Source organism: Candidatus Enterococcus murrayae, from assembly GCF_017315985.1.
Taxonomy (GTDB): domain Bacteria; phylum Bacillota; class Bacilli; order Lactobacillales; family Enterococcaceae; genus Enterococcus_A; species Enterococcus_A murrayae.
On record NZ_JAFLVR010000034.1, the window covers coordinates 1 to 22,899 of the forward strand.

General features: G+C 38.3%; 20 protein-coding genes. 19 read left to right on the forward strand and 1 reads right to left on the reverse strand.

Features of this window, described 5'->3' with window-relative positions; all coding sequences use genetic code 11:
• The first annotated feature begins 23 nt into the window (after positions 1–23).
• The gene (locus JZO85_RS14335; protein WP_207109212.1) at positions 24–1,484 is read left to right on the forward strand and encodes an alpha-amylase; all 1,461 of its coding nucleotides are present in this window, start codon (positions 24–26) and stop codon (positions 1,482–1,484) included.
• 154 nt (positions 1,485–1,638) lie between these two features.
• On the opposite strand, the gene JZO85_RS14340 is transcribed toward JZO85_RS14335, so the two are convergent.
• On the reverse strand, positions 1,639–3,213 hold the full coding sequence (locus tag JZO85_RS14340) for a ClC family H(+)/Cl(-) exchange transporter (RefSeq protein WP_207109213.1): 1,575 nt from the start codon (positions 3,211–3,213) through the stop codon (positions 1,639–1,641).
• A gap of 152 nt (positions 3,214–3,365) precedes the next feature.
• On the opposite strand from JZO85_RS14340, the gene pcrA reads away from it, so the two are divergent.
• The 18 genes from pcrA (at position 3,366) to JZO85_RS14425 (ending at position 22,836) form a co-directional block, all read left to right on the forward strand.
• On the forward strand, positions 3,366–5,606 hold the full coding sequence (gene pcrA, locus JZO85_RS14345) for a DNA helicase PcrA (protein WP_207109214.1): 2,241 nt from the start codon (positions 3,366–3,368) through the stop codon (positions 5,604–5,606).
• 43 nt (positions 5,607–5,649) lie between these two features.
• Positions 5,650–7,668, forward strand: a complete 2,019-nt coding sequence (gene ligA / locus JZO85_RS14350) for an NAD-dependent DNA ligase LigA (protein ID WP_207109264.1) — start codon at positions 5,650–5,652, stop codon at positions 7,666–7,668.
• A gap of 195 nt (positions 7,669–7,863) precedes the next feature.
• Positions 7,864–8,169, forward strand: a complete 306-nt coding sequence (gene gatC / locus JZO85_RS14355) for an Asp-tRNA(Asn)/Glu-tRNA(Gln) amidotransferase subunit GatC (RefSeq protein ID WP_207109215.1) — start codon at positions 7,864–7,866, stop codon at positions 8,167–8,169.
• Positions 8,169–9,638, forward strand: coding sequence for an Asp-tRNA(Asn)/Glu-tRNA(Gln) amidotransferase subunit GatA (gene gatA / locus JZO85_RS14360; protein ID WP_207109216.1), 1,470 nt, complete (start codon positions 8,169–8,171; stop codon positions 9,636–9,638). The genes gatC and gatA overlap by 1 nt, the downstream gene beginning before the upstream one ends.
• Positions 9,638–11,068: an Asp-tRNA(Asn)/Glu-tRNA(Gln) amidotransferase subunit GatB gene (gene gatB / locus JZO85_RS14365; RefSeq protein ID WP_207109217.1), complete on the forward strand. Its 1,431-nt coding sequence runs from the start codon at positions 9,638–9,640 to the stop codon at positions 11,066–11,068. The genes gatA and gatB overlap by 1 nt, the downstream gene beginning before the upstream one ends.
• Positions 11,069–11,181: 113 nt before the next feature.
• Positions 11,182–12,192: a diacylglycerol kinase gene (locus tag JZO85_RS14370; protein ID WP_207109218.1), complete on the forward strand. Its 1,011-nt coding sequence runs from the start codon at positions 11,182–11,184 to the stop codon at positions 12,190–12,192.
• A gap of 170 nt (positions 12,193–12,362) precedes the next feature.
• Positions 12,363–13,727, forward strand: coding sequence for a 23S rRNA (uracil(1939)-C(5))-methyltransferase RlmD (gene rlmD, locus JZO85_RS14375; protein ID WP_207109219.1), 1,365 nt, complete (start codon positions 12,363–12,365; stop codon positions 13,725–13,727).
• Between the two features lie 2 nt (positions 13,728–13,729).
• Positions 13,730–13,858, forward strand: a complete 129-nt coding sequence (locus JZO85_RS23335) for a hypothetical protein (protein ID WP_277988943.1) — start codon at positions 13,730–13,732, stop codon at positions 13,856–13,858.
• A gap of 37 nt (positions 13,859–13,895) precedes the next feature.
• Positions 13,896–14,294, forward strand: a complete 399-nt coding sequence (locus tag JZO85_RS14380) for a hypothetical protein (RefSeq protein WP_207109265.1) — start codon at positions 13,896–13,898, stop codon at positions 14,292–14,294.
• Between the two features lie 50 nt (positions 14,295–14,344).
• Positions 14,345–15,013 (forward strand): 2,3-bisphosphoglycerate-dependent phosphoglycerate mutase, encoded by a 669-nt coding sequence (locus JZO85_RS14385; RefSeq protein WP_207109220.1) that lies wholly within the window; start codon positions 14,345–14,347, stop codon positions 15,011–15,013.
• 31 nt (positions 15,014–15,044) lie between these two features.
• Positions 15,045–15,650 (forward strand): HAD-IA family hydrolase, encoded by a 606-nt coding sequence (locus JZO85_RS14390; RefSeq protein ID WP_207109221.1) that lies wholly within the window; start codon positions 15,045–15,047, stop codon positions 15,648–15,650.
• Positions 15,651–15,752: 102 nt separating this feature from the next.
• A complete protein-coding gene (locus tag JZO85_RS14395) occupies positions 15,753–16,136 on the forward strand; it encodes a DUF1149 family protein (RefSeq protein WP_207109222.1) in 384 nt (127 codons plus the stop codon).
• A 273-nt stretch (positions 16,137–16,409) separates the two neighbouring features.
• Positions 16,410–17,801 carry an L-cystine transporter gene (locus JZO85_RS14400; RefSeq protein WP_207109223.1) on the forward strand — a complete coding sequence of 464 codons (1,392 nt, stop codon included), beginning with the start codon at positions 16,410–16,412 and terminating at the stop codon, positions 17,799–17,801.
• A gap of 140 nt (positions 17,802–17,941) precedes the next feature.
• Positions 17,942–18,313, forward strand: coding sequence for a VOC family protein (locus JZO85_RS14405; protein WP_207109224.1), 372 nt, complete (start codon positions 17,942–17,944; stop codon positions 18,311–18,313).
• A gap of 31 nt (positions 18,314–18,344) precedes the next feature.
• Entirely contained in the window at positions 18,345–19,073 is a 729-nt protein-coding gene (locus tag JZO85_RS14410; protein WP_207109225.1) for a metallophosphoesterase family protein, read from the forward strand.
• A gap of 132 nt (positions 19,074–19,205) precedes the next feature.
• Positions 19,206–20,105 carry a DMT family transporter gene (locus JZO85_RS14415; RefSeq protein WP_207109226.1) on the forward strand — a complete coding sequence of 300 codons (900 nt, stop codon included), beginning with the start codon at positions 19,206–19,208 and terminating at the stop codon, positions 20,103–20,105.
• Positions 20,106–20,213: 108 nt separating this feature from the next.
• Entirely contained in the window at positions 20,214–22,394 is a 2,181-nt protein-coding gene (locus JZO85_RS14420; RefSeq protein ID WP_207109227.1) for a Tex family protein, read from the forward strand.
• Positions 22,387–22,836 (forward strand): SprT family protein, encoded by a 450-nt coding sequence (locus tag JZO85_RS14425; RefSeq protein ID WP_207109228.1) that lies wholly within the window; start codon positions 22,387–22,389, stop codon positions 22,834–22,836. Before JZO85_RS14420 ends, JZO85_RS14425 begins: the two co-directional genes overlap by 8 nt.
• The last annotated feature ends 63 nt before the right edge of the window (positions 22,837–22,899 follow it).

The window sequence follows — 22,899 nt, forward strand, 5'->3', positions numbered from 1 at the left end:
TTTAAATATACAAGGTGAAGGTAATGAAAAAACAAACAATTTTACAGGGATTCGAATGGTATCTACCTGCTGACAGGAATCATTGGAAAACATTAGCAGAAAAAGCGGAAGAATTACATCAGTTTGGACTGAATGCTATTTGGATGCCGCCAGCCTACAAAGGTTCAGAAGGTGTGAATGATGTAGGTTACGGAACTTATGATCTTTACGATCTTGGTGAATTCGATCAAAAAGGGAGTTTGGCCACGAAGTATGGAACAAAAGAGGAGTACTTAGCCAGTATTGCTGCATTGAAAAACGCTGGCTTAAAGATTTATGCGGATATTGTTTTTGATCATTTTATGGGAGCTGACGAAACAGAGGTTGTGTCAGCGGTGTCCTACCAATTTGATGATCGTACTAAACCGAGTTCAGGTGAAGAGGAAATCGAAGCTTGGACAAAGTTTACTTTTCCTGGTCGAAAGGGAAAATATAACGATTATCAATGGAATTGGAAAAATTTCTCTGGGGTTGACTACGACGCTCGCGAAAAGGATCATGCGATTTTTAACTTTGCTGACAAAGGATGGGAGCCGAAGGTTGATGATGAAAATGGAAACTTTGACTATTTAATGGGCTGTAATCTGGATATGGAGAACCCTGAAACAATTGAACAATTAGACAAATGGGGAAGATGGTATCAAGAATTGACGGATGTTGACGGATATCGCTTGGATGCGGTGAAGCACATACGATTTGATTTGTTTGTAGATTGGTTGCTTCATCGTCGTGAGGAAAAAGGCGAAGAACTTTTTGTTGTCGGTGAGTATTGGACCGATGAGCTGCAAAAGCTGCAGGAATATTTGGATTCATCAGGTAATTTGATTTCGCTCTTTGATGTGCCTTTGCATTTTAATCTATTCCAAGCAGCTTCGACAATGGGAAACTATGATATGCGAGAGATTTTTTCTGGTACCTTGATTGAAACTCGCCCTGATTGGGCTGTAACCTTTGTCGATAATCATGATACACAACATGGACAAAGTTTAGAGTCATGGATAGAAGGCTGGTTTAAATTGCATGCATATAGTCTAATCTTATTGAGAAATGAGGGAACACCAGTTGTTTTCTGGGGAGACCTCTATGGGACAGAAAATGCTGAAGCAGTCGGAGACGGGCTGCTTGCTCTGATCAAATTACGAGAAGAGCTAAACTTTGGCAGTCAAGCAGATTATTTTGACGATTCAGATGTGATCGGCTGGACATTGACTGGCGATTTTGACGATGATGAGTCTGGAGCAGCGATCATTATGACCAATGCTAAAGGCGGAACGAAAGAAATGACTGTAAGCGCGGTTCATGAGGGAGAGACGTTTATTGACATACTTGGAAATAATAAAGCAAAAATAATTTTGGATGAAAATGGTCAAGGTGTATTTCCGGTGAATGATGGACAAGTATCGGTCTACATAAATGAAAAATTAGTGGAAAGAATAAGTAATTGACCTAAAAGTCTTTTTGAAAAAAACTTAACAAAATGAAAGCAAACGATCAAATGACTATCAATTGCGATGGTCATTTGATCGTTTTACTTTCTACTTATTCTTTTGTATCATTTTTTTTCTTTAATCAATTAAGGTCTTCTTTAGTATATTTTTATCAGTCTTTTATTGCTTTGTCTTGTTTTTTTGCGATTGCAGCATCAGAACGTTCACGAATCTGTACCTTGATTTTTTGTGTGTAGCCTTCATCTGTCAAAATCATTAGTAGATCACCGACCTTCATTATTGTGTCTCCATGAGTCAGTATCTCTGCAGATCCACGTCGAATTGAAATTAGCAGCATCTCTTTCGGCCAATTGAAATCCCGAACCATTGTGCCGTCCAACGTACTTTCTGCTGTAACAGGAAATTCGATGATGGTCTTATTTCCTGTTATATTGGGAATATGTCCCTTGAGCAAGCGTTCCAGTAATGATTCATATATGGGATTTCCGCCTAACAAATCGTTAATGACATATGCTGTTAAAGAACAAACTGCTAGCGGCATTAAATGAGTAATATTACCGACCATTTCAGTTACTAAAATAATGGCAGTCAAAGGCGCTTTACCAATAGCCGTGAAATAACCAGCCATCGCAAAAATCGCAAAATCCCGAATCAATACAGAATCTAAGCCAAACCATTGATGTAAAATGGTTCCATAAATTCCACCGATCAATGCACCTAAAGTTAGAATTGGCAAAAAGATTCCACCTGGAAGATTTGCACCATAAGATACCATCGAAAAGACAAAGCGTAAGATAAATAAAAAAATCAATACTGTTAAGGGAAAGCTATTTTCACCAATGGCCAAAACGATTTGGTTTCCCCCGCCCAAATAAAACGGGAAAAAGAAAGCAATTGGTATAATCAAAAGAAATGGAATAATCCCATAAAGATGGTCTGGTAAATGAGTTTTTTTATAAATTATCGGTAGTGACAGAAGAACAATCTGATATATATAACCTAGAAAGCCCAAAATAATTCCTAGTAAAACGAGTAAACCATAATATTTCAAGGGTAGCGAAGGAACATTTGCAATAAATAAAACAGGCTTTAGTCCAAAAAAATTTAATGAAACCAAGTTAGCAGTTAGTGCCGAGGTTAGAGAAGTCAGCCAAATTAATGGAGAAAAATGATGATGTACTTCTTCGATTACAAATAGCAAACCAGCAATTGGCGCATTGAAGGCTGCGCCTAGTCCAGCCGCTGCACCGCTAGAAATGAAAATTTTCTTTTCAGAGGTAGAGGCACTAGTATATTCACTGAAGCCTTGTCCCACCATCGCTCCTAATTGAATAGATGGCCCTTCTCGACCTAGAAATAATCCTGAACCGACTGACATTATCCCACCGATGAACTTTTTCCAAAGAATGGAGAACCAATTGAGCCTGATTTCGCCTTGTAAGGCCCCTTCAACCTGCGGTATTCCACTGCCTTTAATATCTGGCTCTGATTTGATTAATGCCCCAACGACAAAAGCCGTTGTCAACATTATCAAGCCCCATGGTATTAACCAAAAAGGATTCTCTCGGAACCATAAATAAAGGGTTACTATATGTTCTGACATTTCTTCAATCAGTAAACGGAAGAGGCTGACGATAATACCCGCAATCGCTCCGATTAAGACACCTTTCAAAATAAAAATAACTTTCGTGCCATCTAGACGTTTGATTTCGTGTTCGTTTTTCATGTTTTCCCTCCATACCATTATTAAATTTAGCGCGAATTTGCGAGAAAAACAAGGTTGAATCCATGAATTCGTTTTTTTAAAATGTTGCTAGTGTCGCGAAAGTTTCTGAGATGCTATAATGAAAAAGATTGAATAAAGAAAGGACGTTTTGCATGCCAAACAAACAGGAGTTGTTAGCAGGACTAAACCCTAAGCAAAAAGAAGCAGTGCTCCATACCGAAGGCCCATTATTGATTATGGCGGGAGCAGGAAGTGGAAAGACACGAGTTTTAACACACCGTATTGCTTATTTAATAGAAGAAAAAAATGTGAATCCATGGAATATATTAGCGATCACTTTTACAAATAAAGCAGCACGTGAAATGAAAGAACGAGTCAATGCGATTCTAGGTCAAGGAGGGGAGAGTGTATGGGTCTCGACCTTTCACTCAATGTGTGTGCGAATTTTGCGTCGTGATGTAGATGCGATTGGCTATGACCGGAATTTTACGATTTTAGACGGTTCCGATCAACTAACATTGATGAAACGAATTTTAAAGGATTTAAATATTGACCCCAAAAAATATGATCCACGTTCGATTTTAGGATCAATCAGCAACGCAAAAAATGAACTGCTGACGCCCGAAACATATGCTGAACGACAAGGCTCCTTCTTTGAAGAAATAGTAGCGCGTTGCTATGATGCCTATCAAAAAGCTTTGCGGAACAATCAGAGTATGGACTTTGATGATTTGATCATGAATACGATTCGCTTGTTCGAAGAAAATGAGGAAGTATTGACCTATTATCAAAATAAGTTTCATTACTTGCACGTAGATGAATATCAAGATACGAACCATGCTCAATATACTTTGGTAAATATGTTGGCAGCACGGTTTCGTAATTTATGTGTCGTTGGAGATGCTGATCAAAGTATTTATGGTTGGCGTGGTGCCGATATGCAGAATATTTTAGATTTTGAAAAAGATTATAATGATGCAACAGTCATTTTATTAGAACAAAACTATCGCTCAACGAAAAGTATTTTGGATGCGGCAAATCAGGTGATTAAAAATAACAGCAATCGGCGAGATAAAAATCTATGGACAGATAATCAAGCGGGTGAACAAATCACCTATTATCGTGCTGATAGTGAACGAGATGAAGCGCAGTTTATCGTCAGCAAGATCAAAGAGGAAATTCAAAGTGATAATCGCAACTATAATGATTTTGCTGTACTGTATCGAACTAATGCCCAATCACGTGTAATAGAAGATACATTGGTAAAATCAAACGTTCCTTATACGATGGTAGGAGGTCATAAATTCTACGACCGTAAGGAAATCAAAGATATTATTGCCTATTTGAATATCATCAATAATCCAAGAGATGGTGTTAGTTTTGAGCGGATAATCAATACTCCAAAACGTGGAATTGGTGCCGCTTCTGTTGAAAAACTAAGGAACTTTGCTGCATTACATGATTGGTCGATGGTAGAAGCCGCTCAAAATATCGATTTGGCGAATATTTCTGGTAAAGCAGGTCGCATGATCGGTGAGTTCGGAATAATGATTGCTCAGTTCCAGGAGATGGTTGCATATCTGCCGATTACTGATTTAGTTGATCAAGTATTAGAGCGAACGGGCTACTTAGATGAATTGAAAAATCAACGAACGTTAGAAGCAGAATCTCGTTTGGAAAATTTAGAGGAGTTTCGAACAGTTACGCAAGAATTCGATAAGCGAAATGAGGCGCAAGATGAAGCAGATGTACCAGAAGAAAAGTTGTCAATATTCTTAAATGACTTGGCCTTAGTATCCGATCTAGATGATTATCAAGAAGAAAGTGCACAAGTGACTTTGATGACTCTGCATGCTGCAAAGGGACTAGAATTTCCAATTGTTTTCCTAATTGGTATGGAAGAAAAAATTTTCCCACTTTCACGTTCACTAATGGAAGAGTCAGAATTGGAAGAAGAGCGTCGTTTAGCATATGTTGGTATTACTCGCGCCGAGGAAAACTTGTATTTGACGAATGCATTTTCTCGAACGCTTTATGGAAAAACACAATACAACCAGCCTTCTCGCTTTGTAGCTGAAATCGATGGCAGTTTGCTGAATCCTGTTGGGATCCAGCCACAACCAAAAGCGGCTGCTTTTAATAATCCATTTAATACTAACTCGATGAAACCAAAATATCAGCATGCTACTCGTGAACCATTGATGAACAAAACGGCTTCTGGCGGTGAAAACGAAAGCTGGAATCCCGGTGACAAAGTTCAACATAAGAAATGGGGAGTTGGGACAGTCGTGAAAGTCAGCGGCAGTGCCAAGGATGTCGAATTGGATATTGCATTTCCTCAACAAGGTGTTAAACGATTACTCGCGGCTTTTGCTCCAATCGAAAAAATCTAAAGCTGTGTATACAAAATAATTAGGAGGGATTTTCTTGGAACCAATGACCTTTCAAACAGCGGAAAAACGTTCTGCAGAACTCCGCGAAGAACTGAATCAATATGCCTATGAATATTATGTGCAAGATCAACCCTCAGTGGAAGATTTTGTTTACGATAAAAAGTATCAAGAATTAGTTGAAATTGAGACGGAATATCCTGATCTAATCACGCCTGAATCGCCCACTCAAAGAGTTGGAGGGAAGGTATTAGAAGGTTTTGAAAAAGTTGTGCACGATATTCCTTTATATAGTTTGAACGATGTTTTCAGCAAAGAGGAACTAATTGCTTTTGATGAACGAGTAAAAAAAGCTTTAGGGTATTCTGTTTCGTATTGCTGCGAATTAAAAATCGACGGGTTATCAATCTCTTTAAAATATGAAGACGGACTTTTCATACAAGGAGCGACTCGGGGTGATGGAACAGTTGGCGAGAATATTACAGAGAATTTAAAAACAGTCAAATCAATTCCCTTGCGGTTAAAGGAACCATTGTCGATTGAAGTTCGTGGTGAGTGTTATATGCCAAAGGCCTCCTTCGTCAAATTGAATCAACAACGAGAGGAAGAAGGCAAAGAAGTTTTTGCCAATCCTCGAAATGCGGCAGCTGGAAGTTTACGGCAATTGGACACTCGTGTTGCTGCGCAACGGAACTTGAGTACTTTTTTATATACGTTGGCTGATTTTGGTCCGCTGGAATCAACAACCCAAGATCATGCTTTAAATGAAATGTCTCGTCTAGGCTTCCGGACCAACCCTGAACATCGTGTATGCGATACGATCGATGAAGTTTGGGAATACATTGAACACTTCCACGAAATGAGAGATCAGCTTGACTATGAAATTGACGGTATTGTAATTAAAGTGAATGAGTTTAAATTGCAGGATGATTTAGGTTTTACCGTGAAGGCACCGCGCTGGGCAACAGCTTACAAATTTCCTCCGGAGGAAGCTCAAACAACTTTATTAGATATTGATTGGACAATCGGCCGTACCGGGGTATTGACACCAACTGCAATCATGGAACCAGTTCGTTTAGCTGGTACAACAGTTGGGCGAGCAAGTCTTCACAATAGTGACTATATTGAGAAAAAAGATATCCGCTTGAAGGATACGATATTAGTATATAAAGCAGGAGATATTATTCCAGAAGTCGCACAAGTAATTCTAGAAAAACGTCCAGCAGATAGTCAACCATACCCGATCCCTACACACTGCCCAATCTGCGACAGTGAATTGGTTCATTTGGATGAAGAAGTCGCGTTACGTTGTATCAATCCAAAGTGTCCTGCGCAAATTAAAGAAGGTCTTAGTCATTTTGTTTCTCGTAATGCAATGAACATTGAAGGGTTAGGACCACGTGTATTAGCTCAGATGTTTGATAAAGGGTTAGTTTCAGATGTGGCTGATCTTTATGCGTTAGATAAAGATCAATTATTGACTTTGGATAAGATAAAAGACAAATCAGCCGAAAATATTTTACAAGCAATTGATGCCAGTCGTGATAATTCGGTTGAACGACTGATTTTTGGCTTAGGTATTAGACATGTCGGGGCGAAAGCTGCAGGGATTTTAGCAGAGCATTTTGGCAGTCTGGAAGCGATGAGTAAGGGGACTAAAGAGGAAATTGTTGATCTAAATACTATTGGAGAAACGATTGCTGACAGTGTCGTGACCTATTTTGAGAATGAAGAAGTACATGAACTGATGCAGGAATTAGCCGAACGAGGAGTAAATCTTGAGTATAAGGGAATTCGTGCGAATCAATTGGCAGAAGTTGTCTCTCCCTTTAAAGATAAAACTGTCGTGCTGACTGGTAAGCTAGTCGATTATACTCGTGAGGAAGCTAAGGAAAAAATCCAAAATCTCGGTGGAAAAGTAACCGGCAGTGTTTCCAAAAAGACGGATATTGTGGTTGCTGGCGAGGAGGCTGGAAGTAAACTGGCTAAAGCACAAAGTTTAGGCGTTGAAGTCTGGGACGAAAAGCAAATGATTCGAGCAATAGAAGAAAGTCATACAGAGTGAGTTATTTTGTCTAGATGACTGTTGACGGTTCTATTAACGAACGAGTATTATAAATAGGCGTCAGGTCTATTAGAATAGGTCCATTTTAAATTTGTTTGAATAGAACAATTTTTCAAAAAATTTCAAGAAAAAAACGTGAATTCTAACAGAGATATGATAAAATGATTGAAAATTGACAAAAGAAAGAGGGATATTATGGCAATCAATGAAGAACAAGTGAAACATGTCGCGAAACTTGCGAAGCTTTCTTTTTCTGATGATGAATTGACCGGGTTTACTGATCAATTAGGCAAAATAATCGACATGGTCGAGCAACTTGGAGAAGTTGATACAGAAGGTGTGCCATTTACTTCCAATGTATTAGAAATAATCAATGTCATGCGTGAGGATGTAGCCGATGAGGGCTGGTCACGCGACGAGTTAATGAAAAACGTTCCGGAAAGCGAAGATGGCTTTATTAAAGTTCCGGCAATCATTGACAATGGAGAGGCTGGTGCATAATGGAAAAGTTATATGATAAATCGATTGAAGAATTACACGGTCTGCTAGTATCAAGAGAAATTACGGCGACGGATTTAACAGCAGCTACTTTTGACCGCATCAAAGAAACTGAAAAAGAAGTTGATGCTTTTATTACTTTAAATGAAGAAAAAGCATTAAAGAGCGCGAAAGCTATCGATGCAAAAGGAATCAATGAAGAAAATGCGTTGGCTGGAATTCCAATCGGGATAAAAGACAACATTGTAACACAAGGAATTTTAACGACGGCAGCATCTAAAATTTTATCGAATTTCGAGCCGATCTATGATGCGACAGTTATGGAAAAAGTCTATAGTTCAGATTTAATTCCAGTAGGTAAGTTAAATATGGACGAATTTGCAATGGGAAGTTCAAGTGAAACTTCCTATTTCAAGAAAACTAAAAATGCTTGGGATCAAACGAAGGTTCCTGGCGGTTCTTCAGGCGGCTCTGCAGCGGCTGTTGCTGCTGGTGAAGTTCCAATTTCTTTAGGTAGCGATACGGGCGGAAGTATTCGCCAGCCTGCAGCATTCAATGGCGTTGTAGGGCTAAAACCAACTTATGGTCGTGTCTCACGCTTTGGTTTAATTGCGTTCGCTTCATCGCTGGACCAAATTGGACCTTTTACTCGTACGGTTAAGGACAATGCATTAGCTTTGAATGCTATCAGCGGCTACGATCCAAAGGATGGTACCTCAGCAGGTGTTTCTGTACCAGATTTTGCGGCTGGTTTAACTGGTGATATCAAAGGCATGAGGATTGCTTTGCCGAAAGAGTTTATGGCTGAAGGAATTGAACCTGGAGTCAAAGCGGCAATTGTTAAAGCGGTCGAAACATTCAAAGCTTTAGGTGCAACAGTTGAAGAAGTCAGCTTGCCGCATTCAAAATATGGTGTTGAAGTGTATTACATTATCGCTTCATCTGAAGCAAGTTCAAACTTACAGCGTTTCGATGGGATTCGCTATGGTTTCCGTTCAGAAGATGTACAAAATCTAGAAGATGTTTATGTAAATACTCGTACAGAAGGATTTGGCGATGAAGTAAAACGTCGGATTATGTTAGGAACGTTTTCACTTTCTGCAGGGTACTACGACGCTTATTTCAAGAAAGCAGGACAAGTTCGTACACTGATTAAACGAGATTTTGATAAAGTTTTTGCTGATTACGATTTGATTATTGGACCAACATCACCAACTGTTGCTTTTGGTATTGGAGAAAATATCGATGATCCTATCACAATGTATTTAAATGATATTTTAACGATTCCTGTAAACTTAGCTGGTTTACCAGGTATGTCTGTTCCTGCAGGATTTTCGGAAGGACTTCCAGTCGGCTTGCAAATCATTGGAAAACATTTTGATGAATCAACCATGTATAAAGCAGCTTATGCTTTTGAACAAGCAACTGATTTCCACAAGCAAAAACCTGTGATTTTAGGGGGGGACAAATAATGAACTTAGAAACTGTCATCGGACTTGAAGTCCATGTGGAGCTGAAAACAAACTCTAAAATCTTTTCACCTGCGCCCGCTCACTTCGGTGCGGAAGCCAATACCAATACAAACATTATCGACTGGGGTTATCCAGGGGTATTGCCAGTTATGAATAAAGCAGCGATTGAATTTGGGATGAAAGCAGCATTGGCCTTGAACTGTGAGGTCTCAAAAAACATGCACTTTGACCGTAAAAATTATTTTTATCCGGATAATCCGAAAGCCTATCAAATTTCACAATTTGATGAACCAATCGGACACGATGGCTGGATCGAAATTGATGTCAATGGTAAAAAGAAAAAAATTCGAATTGAACGTGTTCACTTAGAAGAAGATGCCGGTAAGAACATGCACGGTATCGGCGGCTATTCATATGTCGACTTGAACCGTCAAGGGACACCATTGATCGAAATCGTATCGGAAGCCGATATGCGTTCCCCTGAAGAAGCCAATGCCTATCTAGAAGCACTGCGTTCAATTATCCAGTTCACAGGTGTTAGTGACGTGAAGATGGAGGAAGGCTCGATGCGTTGTGATGCTAATATCTCTTTGCGCCCTTATGGACAAGAAGAATTTGGGACGAAAACCGAATTGAAAAACTTGAACTCTATCAGCTTCGTTAAAAAAGGTTTGGCCTTTGAAGTTCAACGTCAAACGAAGGTTCTTTTGTCTGGCGGAACGATCCAACAAGAAACCCGTCGTTACGACGAAGGGACAAACAAAACAATCTTGATGCGTGTTAAAGAAGGTTCAAGTGACTACCGTTACTTCCCAGAGCCAGATATCCCTCGTTTTGAAATCGATGAACCATGGATCGAAAAGGTTCGTGAATCACTGCCTGAAATGCCTGCTTCACGCCGCGAACGCTACGTGAATGAGCTTGGGTTACCAGAATATGATGCAATGGTCTTGACTATGAGTCTTGAAATGTCTGACTTCTTTGAAGAAATCTTAAAAGAAGGCGCAGACGCAAAACAAGCATCGAACTGGCTGATGGGTGAAGTATCAGCCTACTTAAACAGTGAGAAATTAGAACTAGCAGAAACTAAATTAACACCTAACAATTTAGCTGGCATGATCAAATTGATCGCTGACGGTACGATCAGTTCTAAGATCGCCAAGAAGGTCTTCCGCGAATTGATCCAAAACGGCGGAGATGCGAAAGCAGTCGTTGAAGCGAAAGGATTAGTTCAATTATCTGATCCAGCTCAATTGCTGCCGATGATCAATGAAGTACTTGATAACAATGATCAATCTGTTGAAGATTTCAAAAATGGTAAAGAACGGGCAGTAGGCTTTTTAGTTGGACAAATTATGAAAGCAACTAAAGGGAAAGCGAATCCTGGAGTAGTAAATAAGTTACTTCAAGAGGAATTAGCGAAACGATAAGAATATCGATTCCAATATGAGCTTTCACTCGATTGAAGGAATGACACATAACGTGAAATAAGACTTTTTTTCGTGAGAAAATTAGTACCTTAATATGAACAAGGAGCTCGACCATGAGAAAAGCACGACTGATTTATAATCCAGTATCTGGAAAAGAGATCATGCGTAATAATTTGGCAGATATTTTAGATGCCATTGAAAGAGCAGGTTATGAAGCAAGTGCATTTGCTACGACTCCTGAACCTGATTCAGCAAAAAATGAAGCGACCCGCGCGGCTAAGGCCGGTTTTGATCTAGTTGTTGCCGCTGGCGGGGATGGGACGATAAATGAAGTTGTTAACGGTATCGCTGGGCTAACAGACCGGCCTAAAATGGCGATTATTCCAGCAGGTACGACAAACGATTATGCTCGTGCATTGAAAGTTCCGCGTAATAATGTTAAAGCAGCTGCTGAGGTTATTCAAAAGCAGCAGACTGTCAAAATGGATATCGGAAAAGCAGCAGATACCTATTTTATAAATATTGCTGCTGGCGGATCATTGACCGAATTGACTTACGAGGTACCTTCTGAGTTAAAAAGTATTTTTGGTTACTTGGCTTATCTAGCTAAAGGTGCAGAAATGCTTCCTCGGATAAAGCCGACTAAAATGCGTTTGGTTTATGAAGGCGGCGAGTATGAGGGCAATGCATCAATGTTTTTCTTAGGCCTAACAAATTCCATTGGCGGCTTTGAGACCATTGCTCCTGATGCTAAATTAGATGATGGGAAATTTTCATTGATTGTTGTCAAAACTGCGAATCTTTTTGAAATTGTTCGTTTGATAACGCTAGTATTGAATGGTGGAAAGCATGTCAATGATTCAAAAGTTTTGTATATTAAGACAAGCTTTTTGGATGCTAGCCTACTAGATACAGATAAAAAAATGATGATTAATTTAGATGGTGAATACGGCGGCGATGCACCGATGCGCTTTGAAAATCTGCACCAGCATATTGAATTTTATGCGAATACTGATGAAATCAATGATGATGCTATTTTAGGTCCGGATGATCAAAAACGCGAAGCTGGAATCGAACTTGTTAAGGAATATGAAAAAATTCAAGACGAAGATTCAGAAGAGTAAACATTGGAACGTTTCTGTCACAAGACAGAAACGTTTTTTAGTGGAATGAAGGCAAATGAATTTATCAGTATTGATTCTTACGGAAGTCTTAAGGCTAAAGCCTTTGTGCATCCTTGCTTTTTCTATTAGAATTCATTAGAATAAGTAAATCAGCCTTGAAGGAGAATGAAATGACCACAGTAGAAAAAAATCAAACTTATACCGTTATGATCGATGATTTATCACATGAAGGATTAGGAGTCGCTCATATTGAGGGGTATCCGCTGTTTATTGAAAATGCTTTACCAACAGAAGAAGTATCGGTCAAAGCAGTTAAAGTCGGAAAGAAATTTGGATATGGAAAAGTGATTGAACGTTTCAATAGAAATCCTGAACGTCAGGAAGTGGCGGATCTAGATCTTTTAAGAAGTGGGATTGCACCTTTAAGCCATATGACCTATGATTATCAATTACGTTTTAAGCAACAGCAAGTTGAAAAGGTCCTGAAAACGATTGCGAAATTGCCGGAATTACCAGTATTACCAACTTTAGGAATGAAAAATCCTATTGAGTATCGAAATAAAGCTCAGATTCCAGTTCAAAAAGTTGATAATCAATTGATGACAGGTTTTTATCGTAAAAATTCGCATAATTTATTACCAATTGAAAATTATTTAATTCAGGATCCTAAAATTGATCAAGCAATCATCGCAGTTAGAGATATCTTGCAGCGATTTAATGTTAAAGCCTACAATGAACGCGAAAACACAGGCTTTATCCGACATATCATAATTCGTCGTGGACATTACAGTCATGAGATGATGGTGATTCTGGTGACTAGAACTGAACGATTCTTTAAAGGAATTGAAATCGCTGAGATAATCAAAGCCGAATTACCAGAAGTAATCTCGGTAATCCAAAATATCAATCCAGAACAGACTAATGTCATCATGGGTAGAGAAGAAAAAATATTATATGGGAAACCGACCATCAACGATACATTGTTAGGTAAGACCTATCAGATCTCGTCTCAGTCATTTTATCAAGTTAATACTGAGCAGACTGAACGATTGTATCAGACTGCTATCGAATTTGCTGAGTTGAGTAAAGAAGATGTTGTTGTCGATGCTTATTGCGGAATTGGGACGATTGGATTGTCATTTGCAGAAAAAGTTAAGCATGTTTATGGAGTTGAAATAGTACCACAAGCAATTGAGGATGCCAAAGTAAATGCCAAAACAAATAATGTTGAGAATGCCAATTACGAAATCGGAAAAGCAGAAAAAATTATGTCTCGTTGGGCTCGTGAAGGAATTGAACCTAGTGTGATTTTTGTTGATCCGCCAAGAAAAGGGCTGGATGAAAAATTTATTGAAGCTTCTGTTGCTGTAAATCCTAATAAAATCATTTATATTTCATGTAATCCAGCCACATTAGCCAGAGATCTGAGAAGATATGAAGATCTTGGATATCACGCTGTGAAGGTTCAGCCAGTGGATCTGTTTCCGCAAACCTATCATGTTGAATCAGTGACTTTACTGATAAAGGCGGTGTAAGAATGAATCAAAAAGAGAAGATGTTAGAATTAATCAAGAAGAAGCAAAGTGGTGGACGTTCAAAAAAAATGGAGACGCCCAAAAATGATCGTAAGAACATGCGAAAAGGTCCAAAGATTTTTAATAAATAGAATTTAGAGAGGAGCAATCTAATTGAGAAGTATTTGGATGCAACGGCTAACTAAATTTTATCAAAAATATACGTATTCGATGCGCGGACGCTATGGTAGAGCGGATCACATCAATAAGGCGTTACTGATTGTATGGGCAGTGATGATGATTTTTGATCGTTTTCTTCCGTTTTATATCGGTAACATTTTAGCATTGGCAGCTTTTGCACTAGTACTTTATCGTTTTTGTTCGAAGAAGATATATCCGCGAAGTAATGAAAATCAACGATTTATTCAATGGATTGCTCAAGTGAAGAACTTTTTTAAGGGAAAACAGGGGACGTATCGTTATTTCAAATGTCCTGAGTGTAAGCAAAAGATGCGAGCGCCAAAGGGACGAGGAAAGATTAGAGTGACTTGTAAAAATTGTCATACACAATTCGTGAAAAAGGTCTAGTTTTTAAAACTAGGCTTTTTCTGATATTCTTACAATTAGAAGGTGAGAAGATGAAGCTAATTTTAGTACGTCATGGTGAGAGTGAAGCTAATTTTCAGAATTACTGGACTGGATGGCTAGATGTAGATTTAACAGAAAAAGGAATTGAACAGGCTAAAAATGCCGGTAAAAAAATAAAAGCTGCTGGTTTATTATTGGATGTTGCTTATGAGTCTGTTCTGAAGCGTTCAATTAAAACGGCAAAAATTATTTTGCAGGAAGCAGAGGCAAGTTTTGTTCCTGAATATAAAACTTGGCGCTTAAATGAACGACATTACGGTGCTTTAGTTGGAAAAAATAAAGATGTGATTGCACAGGACTTTGGAGCTGATCAAGTTAAAAAATGGCGAAGAAGCTTTGATGAGGTGCCGCCATTAGTAAAAGCGAACCATCTAGATCGTCGGTATGATTTGTTTGATTCCTCATTGATACCTAGAGGGGAAAGCCTGCATATGACCTCGCAGCGTGTTATTCCTCTATGGCAGGATGAGCTGGAACCAAATATGAGGGATGGAAAAACAGTATTAGTTTGTGGTCACGGAAATAGTCTGCGTGCTTTGGTTCAATTTCTTGAGGGGGTTCCAACACAGCAGGTTGATAAAATTGATATTCCTAATGCGACGCCGATGATTTATACATTTAATTCGCAGTTAGAAATTGTTCAAAAAGAGGTTTTATAAAATTATTATGTTTACTTCAGAAAGGTTCAACATGAATTATATTTGGGATTTTGATGGAACATTGTATGATACTTATCCAATTATGCTAAAGGCTTTAATGAAAACATTTAAAGAGTTTGGCATTAAAAAAAATGAAGCAACAGTTTATAGAAAAATAAAAGAAGAGTCGATTCGGCAAATGATTATTGATTGGCAGTTACCTGTACCGGATTTTGACAAACATTATCATGCACATGAGTTGATAGATAACAAAGCCTCTTATCCTTTTGAAGAGGCCAAGGAGACTCTAAAAAAACTGCAAGAAAAAGACGGACAGCACTTTATTCTAACTCATCGAACAGTAGACTCTACTTGGAATTTGCTAAAAAGAGATGCTCTTGACTCTTTAATCGTAAGTATTATTGGAAGTGATTCAAATTATCCAAGGAAACCAGACCCATCTGCGATTAATTATTTTATTGAGGAGTATCACTTGGACCCACAAAAAACTGTGATGATTGGAGATCGCAAGTTAGATATTGAAGCAGGAAACAACGCTGGCGTTCAAACCGTTTTCTTTGATGTAGATTATTTTAAGCAAGATATTAAGGCAACTTATTTTATAAATAATTTAAAAGAAATGGTACAAATTTTTTGAGCAGAAAGCTATAATTGAGGTAAGGGTATAGTTAGTCGAATAGCTAAAAATTAAGCAAATATTTTACTATATGATTAATTATTTTAAATAAGGAGGTGCGAAATGGAATTACAACGCGATCAGGAAGTCGTAGAATCATTCAATTATGGACTTCCTCCGAAAGACCAAGTAGTAAAACAGAAATTGTTGATCAATTTCAGTCCGTTGGAAGCAGTGGATCCGGGATATCCAGCTGAAAATAGTATCATGGGTGTGCGGATTGAGTTCGTACTCCCTTTTGAAGAGTTTATTATCGGCGGTGTATTGTCACAAGTTATTCATGTGATCGGTCGACAAGTTAAACAGCAAAATGATTTAACAGAGGCTGAGGCGAATGAGATGATTCGTCCGATTTTGAGATTGATTGAACGAATGGTTTATGAGATTACAGAGATTGCATTAGATAAACCTGGAGTAAAGATTAATTTTTCTTCTAATACTATTTAAAATAATAAGTTACCTCTATTTTGAAGGACGTATAATTCACGAAATTAGCGGCTGTTCGATATAGAGGTTTTTTGTATCCATTCATGAAAGTTTCTATGTAACAATGCAAATTATAAGACAGATTATTTTATCTGCGTTATAATTTACAGGTCACTAAAATTTAGGAATCGCGCAGCTATATTTTAGGGTATTTTACTGAAGAGTGAATACCGGGAACCTTTACTTCCTTTGACAGACTTGTCATTATAGAAAGTTATTTTAAGGAGGAATACAATGACAACTCTGTTCACTGTATTAGTGATCTTAGTATTCGTTGGATTGCTTGTGGCTTTTTACCAAATGCAAAAAAAGCATGTGAAATTTTCTAACCGTGTTTTTGCGGGATTAGGTGCCGGAATTATTTTTGGCGGAATTTTACAATTACTTTTAGGTAACGGTAGTAAAGTCATTTCTCAAGCAATGGAATGGATCGGGATCGTTGGTAATGGTTATATTTCTTTATTACAAATGCTCGTTATGCCTTTAGTATTTATTTCAATCGTGGGTGCTTTTACCAAAATGAAATCGAGCAAGAAGCTTGGGAAAATTAGTGCGAATGTTTTAGTTACATTATTAGCTACAACGGCAATTGCTGCTTTAATCGGGATTTTAGCCGTAATGGTCTTTGGGTTGGATGGTGCAACCTTTACTAAGGGAGCAGCTGAAACGGCTCGAATCAAAGAATTAGCAGATCGTCAAACAATGGTTCAGAATTTCTCAATTCCGCAACAAATTCTGTCATTCATTCCCACAAATGTTTTTGCTGACTTTGCTGGAACACGTCCGACAAGTACAATTGGGGTGGTTATTTTTGCGGCTTTTGTAGGCATCGCCTATTTAGGAGTACGTCGTAAGGCACCGAAAGAAGCAGAATTTTTTGCGAATTTAATTGAAAGCTTGTATAAAATTGTCATGCGCATCGTAACTTTAGTATTACGTTTGACGCCGTATGGTGTTTTCGCTTTGATGACAAATGTATTGGCGACAAGTGATTTTGAAGCAATTGTTAACTTAGGTAAGTTCATTTTAGCTTCTTATAGTGCATTGATTGTTGTGCTTTTAGTACATTCTCTGATTCTTTTAGGAGTCAAGGTAAATCCAATCAATTTCTTTAAAAAGGCATTTCCAGCCTTAAGCTTTGCGTTTACTTCACGTTCAAGTGCAGGAACTTTGCCAATGAATATTGAAACACAGACGAAAGCATTAGGGGTTGATGAAGCTACTGCGAATTTTGCCGGGAGTTTCGGTATTTCGATTGGTCAAAACGGTTGTGCTGGTGTTTATCCAGCGATGCTGGCAACGATTGTGGCACCAACGGTAGGAATCAATGTATTTGATTTGAAATTTATTGTTATGTTAATTGCTATTGTGACAATTAGTTCATTTGGTGTCGCTGGTGTAGGAGGAGGAGCGACTTTCGCTTCATTAATCGTGCTTGGTGCGATGAACTTACCTGTAGCAATTGTTGGTTTAGTTATTTCCGTCGAGCCAATGATCGACATGGCTCGTACAGCTGTGAATGTTAGCGGCAGTATGGTAGCTGGTGTAGTAACCAGCGAGCGGATCCATGAACTGAATCGTGATATCCTACATGATGAAAATGCTTCGATCGAAGTGAATTCTTAATTATTTGAAAGGCTTGGCTAGCGCGACCAAGTCTTTTTTGATACACTTTTTTTGATATTATTAAGGAAGAGGCAGAGTAATAGCTAATGTACATGTTGCCAATTTTTTAAAATCCCTAACAGAAATAAGGAGAGAATAAGTTGTTTAACGAACAAGTAAAAGTAATTTTGTATGCAAATGATGTGAAAAAAGCTAGTTTATTTTGGCAAAGTTTAGGTTTTGAGGTACTCAGTTTTGAAGAAGTAGATGGTTCACAGGTTGCAGAGGTTGCCATGAGTAAGAATAGTACGACACATTTAGTAATTTATGACCGCGAGTTTATTGAACAAAATGATGATGAAGCTACTGAACCTTCACCAGCTTTAATTTTTGGAAGCGATGACGTCGTAGCTTTGTACAAAAAACTGCAAAAAGTTGATGTCCAGTTGGGAGATGTGGCGCAGATCGGTGAAGAGTATGTATTTAATTTCGTTGATACTGATGGAAATTACTTTGTGGTTTCAGGTAAGTAGGCAAAGCCCTTATTGAAAGGGATGAAAAGAGATGGAGCAGGTTTTTGTGATTGGTGATATTCATGGGGAAATAGATATGTTCCGAGAAATTTTACAGAAGTTTCAGCCTGAAAAGCAACAGTTGATATTGATTGGGGACCTGAATGATCGTGGTCTTAAAAGTAAGGAGTGCTGGTTATTAGGTATGGAGGTAGTAGATAAGTATCAAGCAGTTTATTTACGTGGGAATCATGAACAATACTTTTTAGATTTCATTGACAATCCTGAAGACTGGTTTCCTAGCTATCTATATAATGGTGGAAAAGAAACTATCGAAAGTTTGCTGCATAAAGGAGCTACAGATGAATATTCACCAACTGAAATTGTGATGATGATCAGGAGTCGGTACAAGAAGTTGCTAGAGTTTTTACATGAACGCCCATTCTATTACGAATGGGGTAAGTATCTTTTTGTCCATGCGGGCGTAAATTTGACTAAGGATTGGCAAAAGTCCTCATTACAAGATTTTTTATGGATTCGTGAAGCCTTCCATGAAGGAGAAAATAAGACCGGTAAAACGATCGTTTTTGGTCACACCATAACTCCTATGCTGTATGGTGACATGCAAACCACCGCTCTATGGAGATCTGATGGGAAAATTGGAATTGATGGAGGAGCAGTTTTTGGAGGTACTTTGCATGGTGTTGTCTTTGACAAAGAAGGGGTCGTCCACGATTACGAGATACCAAATCTTAATGGTCCTTGGCAGCCGGATTTTTAATAAGGAAAGAGATTCATATTGAATCTCTTTTTTTTATTCTTCTTGCACAAACATTCACATAGTGGCATAGTATGAAAAAGGATTTGAGTTTATTTAAGTAATAATTTAATAAGATACTGAAAGGTGGCAGCTATGTCAGATATTGTAAAGGGACATTTGTCCGCGAGCTTAACGGTTATGATTTGGGCATTGACTTTTGTTTCCACTAAAATACTGTTAAAGGATTTTTTACCAATTGAGATTTTATTTATTCGTTTTCTAATTGGCTTTTTTGTTTTAACACTTGCCTCAAGAAAATTGATGACGTTCAGAGGTTGGCGGGAAGAAGGCTATTATATCATTGCTGGTTTATTTGGTGTTTTTCTATATTATTATTTGGAAAATGTCGCATTGACATTTACTCTGGCAATGAATGTTGGGATTATTGGTTCAGTTAGTCCATTTATGACGGCGTTAATTAGTCGATTTATTTTAAAACAGGGGAAAATTCCACGAGTTTTTGTTTTAGGGTTTATATGTTCAATGCTAGGGGTATCTTTGATTAGTCTTTCTGGTACGCTGAACGTCAATCCTATTGGAGATGGCTTAGCATTAATTGCCACTGTTTGTTGGGCCTCTTATTCTTTATTAGTGAATAAAATCAGTGGATTTGGTTACAGTATGATCGTTACGACACAACGACTTTTTTTCTATGGCTTAATGTTTATGATTCCAGTTCTATTTTTTTCAGTAGAAACTTTTGACTTTTCACGTTTTATGATAGTTGAAAATGTTGGGAATTTGCTTTTTTTAGGTGTCGGTGCATCGGCGCTTTGCTTTGTTACATGGAATTTTTCGGTAAAAAATCTCGGAGCAGTCCGTGCAGCTGTGTACATCTATTCAATACCGATGCTGACTACTATAGCTTCAGTAATGATTCTAGGTGAAACACTGACGATCAAGACCATTTTCGGAATATTGCTGACATTAGCTGGTTTGGTTCTGTCGGAGTTGCCTAATTTTTTACGGCAAAGAAAAAAATTAAGGCAATAGGAGAACCTGATTGCTCATTGACGTGATTTGTTTCAAATGAACAGCAGAAGCAATCTTTGTAGAAGTATGATAGAATAGATAGGATTTTGGATGAAATGAGGGAATGAAATGGCAGAAGGATTAAACCAAGAAATCATTCAACTATTGAATAAGGAATTAACGGATTATCGTCCACAACAGATCAAAGTCGTTTTAAATTTGCTTAATGAAGGCAATACCGTACCGTTTATTGCTCGCTATCGTAAAGAAATGACTGGGACTTTAGACGAAGTACAAATTCGTGAGATTGAAGAACGTTACAACTACTTGGAAAATTTGGAGAAGCGCAAGCAAGAAGTTTTGCGTCTAATTGATGAGCAAGGGAAATTGACTGAAGAGCTGGCACAAAAAATCCAACAAGCAGTTAAAGTACAAAAGGTTGAAGATCTATATCGACCTTATAAACAAAAACGTCGGACGAAAGCAACAATCGCTAAGGAAAATGGTTTAGAGCCATTGGCAGAATATTTAATGAGCTTTCCACAATCAGGAGATGTTTACGCGAAAGCTGCAGAGTTTATTACTGAAAACATTATGAGTGCAGAAGAGGCATTATTGGGAGCCCATGAAATCGTAGCAGAACAAATCAGTGACAATCCAGATTTTAGAACATGGATTCGAACGTTTACTAAGAATAAGGGTGTTTACCAAAGTAGGGTAAAAGACGCGGATAAAGATGAAAAAGGCGTTTATGAAATGTATTATGAGTTTTCTGAGCCGATTAATAAGATGGTTTCTCACCGTGTTTTAGCGTCTAATCGCGGGGAAAAAGAAGACGCCTTAAAGGTAACAATCGTTGTTGAAGAAGATAAAATTTTTGATTACTTAGAACGCCAACTGGTAGTAAACAATCGTTCAATCACAGTTGAATTTGTACGGGAAGCATACAAGGATAGCTATAAGCGTTTTATAGGTCCTGCGATCGAAAGAGAAATCCGCAATGAATTGACGGAAAATGCGGATGAACAAGCTATTAACATTTTTGGTGAAAATTTGCGGAATTTATTATTGCAACCTCCTTTGAAGGGAAAAGTCGTGTTAGGCTTTGATCCTGCATATCGGACAGGATGCAAATTGGCTGTGGTTGATGAAACCGGTAAAGTATTGGCCATTGAAGTGATCTATCCCCATAAGCCGGCTCCGCAGGCAAAACGGCAAGCTTCCGGACCTGCTTTACAAGCATTGATTAAAAAATACGGTGTTGAAATGGTAGCAATTGGAAATGGAACAGCCAGCCGTGAATCTGAATTGTTTGTGGCAGAACAATTAAAGCAGGTTCAACAAGAAGTCTTCTATGTGATTGTCAATGAAGCTGGAGCCTCAGTCTATTCAGCCAGTGATATCGCCCGGACAGAATTTCCTGATTTGCAAGTTGAGGAACGGAGCGCGGTGAGCATCGCTAGACGATTACAGGATCCATTATCAGAACTGGTAAAAATTGATCCGAAAGCTGTTGGGGTTGGTCAGTATCAACATGATGTCTCACAAAAGCGTTTGTCTGAGAGATTAGATTTTGTAGTGGAAACAGCAGTTAACCAAGTTGGCGTAAATGTTAATACTGCAAGTCCACAATTATTACAATATGCATCTGGTCTAAACAAAACAACAGCACAAAATATCGTGAATTATCGTGAAGAGAACGGTGCATTTTCTTCACGTCCGCAGTTAAAAAAAGTTCCGCGCTTAGGACCAAAAGCTTATGAACAAGCGATTGGCTTCTTGCGAATTCCAGGAGCTAAAAATATTCTAGATACAACTGCGATTCACCCAGAAAGTTACGGTAGCGCAAAAGAAATCTTGGCATTAGCTGGCGTTGACCTGAAGTCATTAGGCTCTTCGGAAGCGACAGAAAAAATCAAAGCATTACAACTGGATCAATTACAAAGAGAGCTTGAGGTCGGTAAAGAAACGATCAAGGACATCTTGCAAGCATTGCTTCAGCCTGGTCGTGATATGCGTGATGAAATGTCTGCTCCATTATTAAGACAAGATGTGCTAACGATGGAGGATTTAAAACCAGGCATGGAATTGCAGGGAACTGTTCGAAATGTGATCGATTTTGGTGCTTTTGTTGATATTGGTGTAAAACAAGATGGCTTGGTTCATATTTCCAAATTGAGTAAAAAATTTGTCAAACATCCAACTGATGTCGTATCTGTTGGAGATGTAGTAACGGTTTGGGTAGAAGCTATTGATGTGAAAAAAGGCCGTATCAGTCTGACCATGATTCAAAGTGAAAGAAATGACTAATCAAGAGTTACAGGCTTTAGTCGAAAAGGTTTCTCAGGAATCTTTTCGACAGCCGTTTTGTCATAGAGCTACCTTTAACAACCGTCTTAGAACAACTGGCGGTAGATACCATTTGAAAAGCCATGATCTAGATTTTAACCAGCTAGTATTTGAAAAATATGGCAAGGATGAACTGATCAAAGTGATCAAGCATGAGTTGTGTCACTATCACTTGCACTTGGCAGGCCGTGGCTACCAGCATAAAGATTTAGAATTCAAGCAGCTATTGAAAAAAACTGGCGGTTCTCGTTACACACCGCCATTAGCAACAGCAACTTATCAAGTTTATCAATGCCAAAAATGTCATCAAGAAGTCAGACGTCGGCGAAAAATCGATACGAAACGTTACGTGTGCGGAAACTGTCAAGGAAAACTAAAATTTTTGAAGACGATTGAATCCTAAGCAAAACCGAGTAGTATGGAGAATAAAAGATTGCTATTTTTGTGGATTTATATGATAATGTGA